Here is a 9,889-nt window from a genome sequence, read left to right on the forward strand (position 1 = left end):
CAAATCTGCTCTGCTTCAAGCGACAACTATCCTGAAAATTACCGATAGCCCGTGCATTAGAATCGGGTTTGAAACCAACCACTGAATGTCTAAATATAATGATAGAGGGACGTAGGGACGCTACAAAAAAAGCTTATGATGACGCGATGAACAGAGGTGGTGTGGATCCTTCTGAGCGTCTTTATGAACTCCAAGCCCAAACAATAAAAAATCTTATTGATGCTGGTGCTGTAGTAACATCAGACGTGTTAAAAAAAGCGGCAAAAGATAATCATGATTTTGGAACAGATCGTATTGAAACCGCTCTCTCTGATAAAAGCATGGAGTCAACATTGCAAACGATACAAAAAACATTTGAGCGGCAGTCAGAAATAAGGAAAAACTCTCGAGTTCTTGCTCAGGCATTTCGTATAGAAACTTCATTGTTTAGTACTATACCTCTTGAACTGGCAACTAGAATTGCTTCTTTAATGGGAAATGATGTTAATTCAATAGAAGAAAACGAGACTGATTTAGAGTTCGCAGCAAGTCATTTCACTAAACCTAATTAATCCATGCCTGATACCAGGCTCTAAGATGATACAGGTGCTTGTTTAGGTGTTTCTTTGGAACAAGCAACATGTGACAACGACTCTCCCAATGATGGGGAGGTTCGTTCTTTTGCATGCAGGATACCAGTTTCTTCATTTGTATAATTCATAGCAATAGGATTTGAAATCATAGCACGAATTACCCTCTCACCTTTTCCTGGCATACCCGCATGCATTACCTTTTTATTATCGATCAGTAAAATATCTCCTTTTTGCCATAAAGAGGAACAATAATTAGCTCTCATTGCTTGAGCTAACTCCTGTATTTCTGGTTCAGTAAAACAGGTTTCTACTTTGTCTGGATCAGATAAATTTGTTTTTTTTCGGGCAAAATAGCTGGCCAGTTTGGTTCGTACAATTTTATAAGCATTTTTAGGCGAATGAATAAAAGCAATGACCGCTACGGCTAAAAATTCAATCGTATTAAAAAGTGGGGCAGGTAAACTCCAAAAGAAGCGGTGCCAGAACCAGTCTTTGCCTTTGTAGTCAGCTTTAAAGCATGTCCTTAAATAATTATTCAGGGTGGGTAACTCAAACAGGTTTAGTTGTAATGCTTTTTCATGGGTTACTGGATGGATAAATACACTAGGCTTATACATACAAATAAAGCGCTCATCCCCTGTTCCAACAACAGGCAGATTGAACTGTTTTATAATCTGATCCAGAGTTTCGTGATCTACGTTATATCGTTCAGCCACTTCTGTAAACAACCATTTTGTAACGAAAAAGCTGTTTTTCTCAATTTTTTCCTGCAAAGAACTATTCAGGCTTTGGTAAATTTTTTGCGTATTGATTATCCCTGTTTCGCCACCAAGTTCTGATGGCTGGGCACAATAAAAAAAAATAAAGCCGGGCACATCAGCAGAGTAATAATTCTCTGTGTGAAATCCCCCTAAATATAAAGTTCCACCAGTTTTATATACACTATTGGTATGCAATACGAATTTTAAATCGTCAACATGGGTGCGTCCATTTTCCGCCATAAATGCTTCGCTAATACCTTTAAATTGAGGAATGCTCAAAATTGTTTTTTCGAATTCTTGGTCAGAGGTAATATCAAAACCTCTTAGCAATATAGCGCCATATTGAGCCAGGTCTTCCAGCAAATGAGTTGCGTGCGTGCTCAGAAACTGTTGTATAAAGGCCACATCTTTTTGTGTGTTTGCCTCAATAACTAAAGGCATTTCCTTTTCGTCTGATAATACAAGTCGTTCATCATCTCTTAGAAAACGAGTCGTAACTTGAGGATAATCATGATACATACTGTATTTCCTTATAAAGTGATAGTTAACTCATCATTCAGAATTCGAATCATTTCATGACCCACTGCCTCTCTATAGTTTGGTTCTAAATTTGCAGAAATTACTATAAACGGATTGTTTGAATCAGGCATACGCAGAAAACTAACATCAAACAGATTATTAATTTCTAACAGGTCATACTGATAGGGTGGAACTTTTTGTTCTATGAAGCCAAATAAAGACTCCTCTTTGGGAGGAGGGGCCAGAAAGCTACTCTGCACATTAATGTTTATCAAAAAGTTATCACCTTTACTTGCACTTAAACGTTCTAATACTCTAAAAGTTTTATAATAAGATTGTGCTTGAAATATAAGGCTGTATAACCAGAAAAAGGTTTTAGCCAAGGAGGATTTTATAATATTATTGTCTTTTCTAAAGGTACTTATACTGGCAAGCTTCACTAAATTGGGACATCCTTGATAAGCACTTGTATTTATTACTTCCTGATGAATTTCCTGAGATATCGTGGAAAGATTTGTCTGCTCATCGACTACCAGCTTGATTGGTTCAATTCGTAAAAAACATCCTATAGTATTGTCATAATCGCGATTTTCACGGGTTGATTTTACTCTGTTGATGCACAAAGAGATGTCTTTATTGGCTTTAGTACAGTTTTTTAAAGCAAGAGCGACTACTGCACACAATGCATCCGGTATGCTGATATGGTTTCTGGCACAAAAAGCACTGAGTTCACCAAGAGTTATTTCTGGAATCTCAATATAGGTTGAATAAGAGTAATTGAGTTCTTGCATGTTTTCTATAACGTACTTCGATGGAAACGTATGTAAACACGCGTCTTTTAAGTAATCCTCCCAAAAGCTAATATCTCGATTCAGGTGCTTTTTCAAATAAACCTGCTCGTCTAAAAGATAATCACGATACGAACGATCTTGCGCCACATTTTTATTGGGTTTGCTATTGGAATTATAAAATTTTGATAAATCGTGTAGCAAAATATCAGGCGAAAGATCGTCTGAAATAATATGTGGAATACAAAGTTGTAACTCACTACTGTCATCATTCAAGAGAAACAATCGAATAATAATTTGAGGTGTATTGCTTGGCCAAGGTGAATAATTAATCAATTGTTGGATTGATTCTTTTAGTACATCCTCCATTTGCTCATTTGATAATTGTTCCAGGGATTCTTCTATAATGGCAAAAGGTGAGTTTTTAATAAAATATTGACCAGGTCGAAATCTTGATACGTGATAAGACAATACTTCATGTTTATGTAATAGCGTTTCGAATGCATTATTTAATTTCTTAATATTCAAACGTCCTTGAATACGTTTTCGGGTGAAAATATTCAATTTTTTGGCTTTGGGCTCAAACGTATCTGCTATCCATAATGTAAATTGAAAGTCACTTAAAGGAAACAGAGCTGAATCGTTATTGAATTTTTTAATTAAACTGATCTGTTTTTTTTCTATTTTCTTGGCTTTTTTTATGAATGGTATCAAATCGCAGATAGTTGTGTTTACATAAAAATCATATAAAGACAATTCTATTCTAAACTTATGATTTATTTTGGAAATAATACGAGCAGCAGATAGCGAGTGCCCTCCCAATTCGAAAAAGTCATCGTGAATTCCTATTGGGCTGATACCTAATTCCTCTGCCCAAGTGTTAGCAAGGATTTTTTCTAAACGAGTTCGCGCAGGCACATAATTTTGAGTTGGGCTAAATTGGGGCTTTGGCAGGGCTTTTCTGTCTAATTTATCATTAGCATTCAAAGGGAAGGAATCCATTTTTATAAATGCTGATGGAATCATATATTCAGGTAAATAGAGCTTCAAATAGTCACTTAGCTCGGAAAATGACAGCTCTGTATTCGCGTTTTCAATAATGTAATAGGCAATTAAACTCTGCTCCTTATTATATTGTGTCGAAGCAATTACCACTGCAGCTTTTAATGCTGGATGTGTGCTTAAGCATTTTTCTATCTCCCCTGGCTCTACTCTGAATCCCCTGATTTTTATCTGATGGTCTATTCTACCCAGGCATTCAAATTGATGTTTCACATTACGCTGACATAAATCACCTGTTTTATAGATGCGTGCATTCTTGTCTGATGAGAATGGATCTGCGATAAAGTATTGTTGCGTTAATTCGGGGCTATTTAAATAGCCTCTGGCCAAACATGCACCGCCAACATAAAGTTCTCCGACCTCTCCATCTGCTACAGGTTTTAATTCTTTATCAAGAATATAAGCATAAGTGTTTCTAGCCAGGGCGCCAATCGGGATGCTGTCATTCATGCTGCAGATATTATTCTTGTCAACAGTGAATGCTGTTATGGCCACTGTCGTTTCTGTCGGGCCATACTCATTATATAAACTGTGATGGGGATACATCGAAAGCCATGCGCTACATTCTGCTTTTGTCAGATTTTCTCCGCCCAGCATTATTTTCTTTAAATGAGGTAGTTTTATTGCTTTATTTTGAGTTTCATTAACCAAAACTTTAAAATAGCTTGGAGTTAGTTTAATAAAATCAATCTGATTACTGTTTAAATATTTTAGATAATTTCGAGGATCTTTTTTAATTATGTCTTTGCACATTATGACCGTTATTCCAAGAACTAAGGGAACTAGATAAAGTGTAATGGCCATATCAAATGCTTGGTTGGAGGAAAAGTCGATTCGTTTTACTTGCTTATACTGCTCTGAAAACCATAGTGAATAATTAACAATAGCCCCATGCTCAATCAAAACTCCTTTGGGCGTACCTGTCGAACCGGAGGTGTAAATAACATAGGCCAAGTGTTCTGCTTTGATTGCTATAGAAGGATTGTATGTCGGTTGATTGTCTATATCCTTATTATTTGAGGTGATCAATAATGGGCCTTTATATACTGTAAATTTTTTTTTATGGGCATTGGAGGTTATTAGTAGAGGATTACCCGAGCCTTTTAATATCAATGATATTCGTTCATAAGGATAGGTCGTATCAAGAGGGATGTATGCTCCTCCTGCTTTTAATATCCCCAATACAGTAACAAGAAAATCAACAGATCGCTCAAGATAAACGGCCACTAGGGTGTCTGATGTTATTCCCTGATTAATAAGACAATGAGCCAATTGATTGGCTCTTTGGTTTAGCTCTTCATAAGTTAATGAGTTATTATTAAGAATTGCAGCGATGTGATGAGGTTTTTTTGCTGCTTGATCTTCAAACAGTGACTTCATAGATTGCGAGTTATCCATCTCGTTCCTCATCCGTATGATAATGAATATTAATTAAAATATATGGCACGAATTGGAAGAATTCCAATTTTTCGGACGATGTTTTTCAAATTTATAAAAAAGTAGGTTTTTGATGAGCTAAAAACGAATGTTCAGAGGAAAGAAACCTGAGAAAAATCTATTAACAGAACGAAATTATCGTTGCTCAGACGGTACCGATAATTTGCCAAATTGGTGGATTTGGGGCAGTTATGAATTGTTGACTGATGAAGCATGATGTTTTGATGAAGGTATTTATAAAATAAAAGGAGGGCATCGCGTTTCTTCATTGCTACAATGCCTAAAATTTTTTAATTCAATTTTGTATTTATCAAAATTCATGCCAGTCAAGACTGTTTTTTACATTTTTTTGTTGTTACGATACCGTCCCGCGTACTTTTTTTATATTTTTTTCTGTGGGTATTTTTCCCTATTTACCAATTCTTTTTAATTCCAATTACTTAGTCGTGCGAAGAGAATCCCTTGCTGAATAAGGATCATCGAAGTTTTTTATTTCTACATGATTTAATTACTTAGTTGTTGTCACGAAATAGGAATTTTTTGTAGTTTATTGAAAAGTTTAAGCTGTAGTCCATGATGTTTGTACCGATTAGGCCTAATGCTATTCAAATTTAATTCATTATGCTCTATAATTGCCACTAATTAAATTATAAATGAGTGAGTAGACGATGCCTATTCCATTAACAGAGCCAGTATCACCTCGATACATCCACATTAACCCTATCACCAATAAGGTTCACCTGATGGTCCCGGTTATAGGTGGTCAAGAAATCAGCACGGATAATACATGTAAAGCCATCGTGGCCTCGAGGGAATTTTTTGATGGTGGTGCACTGCGAGCATTAACTGCTTATAAAGAAGCATTGGCCTTTGATATAGGATTACTTGAGGTGGGTAACACACAACGGGCAGGTAAAGAAGCACGGCTCGCGCAAATAGAAGCCTACATTGAAGCGGTTTCAGCGATGCGAATGAGCTATGGTGATGCGATAACGGCCTTTCTTGCAAGGCCCTCTAATTTATACAGCATCCAATTAAGACCGCGAGCCCAGGACAGCGAATCACACGTCGTGAATCCTGCATTTAATGTGAACCGCACCAATAATGCGGCAGGGACGCCTAACTCCCCATTGTATAATGCCATGCATAGCGCATTTCCTACGACGGTGGTGGCAATAACCGACCCACGTACCCGGCTTACAACAGCCGTATTAAGTGCACTACCTGCAGGGCCAAGCTTTGCAGATATCCAACGGGTGCTGGGTGAGCAAAGTTTAGCGTTGTTTGGGTTAATCATTGATTTTACCCAACGCAGCGATGGAACACCTGCCACCAAAGAGGTGATTGATACCCTCATGGGTTTTGGGGCAGATGCTACAATAGAGGAGTACATTGAAGCTTTATTAGGTGCTTGTGCTCTTGATGTATGGGAAATACTACCTACACCACCATTTTATAGTATTCCAGCCGGAACGCCTGTGGATGAACGAACAGAACGATTATCAATACTGACCCAATTTTTTCTAGCGAACCTGAATGTGTATTGCAAAGCCCGAGGCCTCAGCGACCGAAATTTTGGGGTGATTCTTGATGCATCACCTGATTTAAGTCATGACTTGGCAAGTCGGGTATCCACTGCCTTAACGAGTGGCGAGGATGTAGAAAGAGCAATTTGTAATTTTTGTAATGTAAATGCTGAACCATTCGGTTTGTCACGTGCACTTAATACAGACGATTTGACCGCAATTCGACAAGCATTTGAGCGCACCTATCGCACCGTCACCACGGGTGAAAATCTTCACATGGATGACTTTATGATTTTGGACAAAGAAGCAACGGGAGAAACGGCTAAATTTGTAACTCATCAAGGCTCTATTTGTGTGAATTTTGCCGAACTCATTGACCCTATTGCTGCATCCAATAACCCAGATTATTTTACGAATATTTGCGCTGATTTTGCAGTGCATCCTGCCGAGGTACCCCACCGAAATGAATTCGTGGCGGGCGATGTAGAGGTGGACGTTGAGACCTTGCTTGCACGTATTAATGATGAGCAATTTGAGCGTCTACCAACAGCAGCTAAAGAGGCTTGTCGCGCGCATCCGAGTTTCCAAACACGTCACTTTTTACACGATGTAGCCAAAGGGAAACAAGAGGAAGCAGAGGTGTTATTAACCGCAACACCTGCGAATACCCAAACACTTCTTCGAACGCCAGGCATCTTTACTGATTATTCAGGTCGAACCTTCAACTGTACCGCTTACGAATACGCCTACTGGGCGAAAGACACGCACATGTGCCGCATGTTAGAAATTCATATGGACGGAGAAACCAAAGCAATCATGGCGGCACGTATCGATGAAATAGAACGCATTGATGCCGCAACAGGCCAACCAGTCGGTTTGGTTTACAGCCAAGCAGGCCAAGAACACCACAGCGCCCACTTTGATTTTACACCCCTCAAAGAAGCCTATCAGCGCTACCTTGATGGCTTTTATGCGTGGGATACCGCACAAAATTGGGCGGCGATGGACGCCGCTTGGTGGGATGTGGGTAAAGAGCAACGCAACGTGCCAGCTCATGTTGCTCAAGAATATTGCCGACTAGACCGCTCGTTTTACCCGAGGCCTGAGTTCAACGAGATCACATTACCTCGGGGGTTAACTTTTGACAACTGGGCAACTGGGAGGAATGATTCCTGGTTTCCTCTGAGGGCTTTTAATTCTGTTCTTGGTTTCGATTTTGCATTAATGCGCGTGCATGGTCAGCGACCGCTGGGGAACGACTGGGGTGCGGGCTGTGTGCGGGGGGCGGCCGTTGATTTGGCGGCCGTTAGCCGCCTAGATGAAGTGAGAACCGCCGATCTCACGCAGTTGCGTGAACATTTAAACCCGCCAGCAATGTCGCAGAGTATGACTGTTTGATTGTCGCCCGTTCGAGTAGAGCCGCGGCGATGCTTTTCGCCGCGCTGTCTCGACAGACTTGAATAAACCACTTCATAATTTCTTCGTATTGCCAGCTTTGTGACGATTTCACCCACCACGTGCACCAACGATGCAAGTAACTCCCGATTCGGCGGAGAGAGACTCCATCAATAACCATTTGTTTCACTTGCTCGCGTGCATTTCGTAACGTCCGCGCATGCGGAACGATCGTTTTATGCAGAGAATCTGAATGACCAGTTGATGCCGAACTGTTCCCCCCCTCCCCATAGAGGTTAAATACTGTTCAGATTGTTTTTGATTGCCTGAGTCAAACGAGTTCTGTGAGACGTTGGTGCCATCCGAAGGTTGCGGCTCCAGATAGTTGATGCCTAAAAAATGGAACCCTTTGTCAATGTTGCCTATGCGTGTTTTTTTACGCGATAATCGCAGACGTTTTTCTTGTAAAACGCCCATAAGCCGTTGCTTACAACGCTCTAATTGGCGCTTTGTTTGACATAAAATCAGGATATCGTCTTGATGCCGCAGATAGGTCACATCCATGGTGTCGAATGCATCATCAAGGGGCTTAAGATAGAGGCCGCTAAAAAATTGCGATAAGGGACCGCGCAGGGCTATGCCATTATTAGCATTTTTATAACCCCGCGGTGTTTCAATGGGATTTTTGATAATATTTTCCAACATTGACTGCACATTGGGGTCGCTGTAATAACGTTTTACATCCTGAATTAATAAATGATAATGTCTGCGACTTTACTTCACTTTGTATCGTCGCCATACTGACGTCTATTCAAAAAGTAATAGAAGGTTAAAGGGAAGTTGAGCATTTGTAAATCCGGGATGGATAACCAATTTTTAAAAGTACAAAAAATAATGGTGGAAGTGTCGCCCGCACACCCTTTGATTAAGTGCTGGATTGGGTCGAGTTGGAGAAACTTATTCTGCCGGATTTAAAGAGATCAACGTCTAAATTGAAATGGTGGTTGGGAAGAAAACTCAAAGTACGTATTCACTTGGGCGTTTTTTTGCTGCAGCAACTTTTAAATGAAACTGACCGAGGGATGGAACGACAACTTCGTGATAATGCGGTTTATGCTGTATTTTGCGGGAAAACCTTTGTTCACAAATTGATATGAAGGCCATTAAGGGACTGGCAAAACAGCATTATTTTGAAAAAAGTAAAGCCATCAAACAAAAAGTAGAAGCACGAAAACAAGCTTTAGCTAAACTCTGGGGTGTGGTATCCGAGGCAATACAACCGGTGATACGTTTTGCTCGCATTATGGATGAGCCTTTCATTATCGAGTCGCTTCCGGTGAGAGATAAATACATGATCGTCAATTTTATACAAAAGGCGCCTGCCTTATTGAGTGAATTGTTTGAACGATGCTATGAAAGTACACCGCGGCAATCAAAGATTTTTTCGTTTCACCGCAATGCGGTTGATTGCTTCAATAAAAATAAGCATCACAAGGGAATTGAATTTGGCCGTCAATTTCAAATTGGCAGGGTTGGCGGCAATTTTATTTACTCCATTCCTAATGACTCGATTCGTATGCCCGATGCCGCCAGTCTTAAGAAGATGGTGGTGCAACACATTAAGTTATTTCAAACACCGATTGAATCGATTGGTACTGATAAAGGCTACTACTCCAAAGAAAATGAACAGTTAGCCTTGGACTTTGGTGTTAAAGCAGTGGCCATACAAAAAACCAAAAGAAAACTAAAAGATGCGCCGGTTAATCCTATTTCGCCGGAACAACTTATTATTCTCGAAAATCGCAGGGCAGGTATCGAACCCATTATCG

At 39.7% G+C, this 9,889-nt stretch carries 6 protein-coding genes and 1 pseudogene; 4 read left to right on the forward strand and 3 right to left on the reverse strand.

Annotation, left to right across the window (positions count from 1 at the left end; all coding sequences use genetic code 11):
• Nucleotides 1-98: 98 nt before the first annotated feature.
• A complete protein-coding gene (locus Q0495_RS15035; protein WP_298627736.1) occupies nt 99-551 on the forward strand; it encodes a hypothetical protein in 453 nt (150 codons plus the stop codon).
• Nucleotides 552-571: 20 nt separating this feature from the next.
• Here the strand turns inward: Q0495_RS15035 and Q0495_RS15040 are convergent, their stop codons facing one another.
• Together Q0495_RS15040 and Q0495_RS15045 are read right to left on the reverse strand one after the other, a co-directional pair.
• Nucleotides 572-1,852, reverse strand: coding sequence for a TauD/TfdA family dioxygenase (locus tag Q0495_RS15040; protein ID WP_298627738.1), 1,281 nt, complete (start codon nt 1,850-1,852; stop codon nt 572-574).
• Nucleotides 1,853-1,863: 11 nt separating this feature from the next.
• Nucleotides 1,864-5,082, reverse strand: coding sequence for a non-ribosomal peptide synthetase (locus tag Q0495_RS15045; protein WP_298627740.1), 3,219 nt, complete (start codon nt 5,080-5,082; stop codon nt 1,864-1,866).
• Between the two features lie 725 nt (nt 5,083-5,807).
• Between Q0495_RS15045 and Q0495_RS15050 the strand changes: the two genes are divergently transcribed.
• A complete protein-coding gene (locus Q0495_RS15050; RefSeq protein ID WP_298627742.1) occupies nt 5,808-8,063 on the forward strand; it encodes a hypothetical protein in 2,256 nt (751 codons plus the stop codon).
• A 183-nt stretch (nt 8,064-8,246) separates the two neighbouring features.
• Here the strand turns inward: Q0495_RS15050 and Q0495_RS15055 are convergent, their stop codons facing one another.
• A complete protein-coding gene (locus Q0495_RS15055) occupies nt 8,247-8,765 on the reverse strand; it encodes a reverse transcriptase domain-containing protein (RefSeq protein ID WP_298627743.1) in 519 nt (172 codons plus the stop codon).
• A gap of 224 nt (nt 8,766-8,989) precedes the next feature.
• Between Q0495_RS15055 and Q0495_RS16865 the strand changes: the two genes are divergently transcribed.
• Nucleotides 8,990-9,217 carry a transposase gene (locus tag Q0495_RS16865; protein ID WP_367274443.1) on the forward strand — a complete coding sequence of 76 codons (228 nt, stop codon included), beginning with the start codon at nt 8,990-8,992 and terminating at the stop codon, nt 9,215-9,217.
• Nucleotides 9,214-9,889 (forward strand): annotated as a pseudogene (locus Q0495_RS15060) (hypothetical protein); the annotation flags it as partial. The gene Q0495_RS16865 and the pseudogene Q0495_RS15060, both read left to right, overlap by 4 nt.

Origin of the sequence: uncultured Legionella sp., from assembly GCF_937871865.1 — a bacterium.
Classification (GTDB): Bacteria; Pseudomonadota; Gammaproteobacteria; order Legionellales; family Legionellaceae; genus Legionella.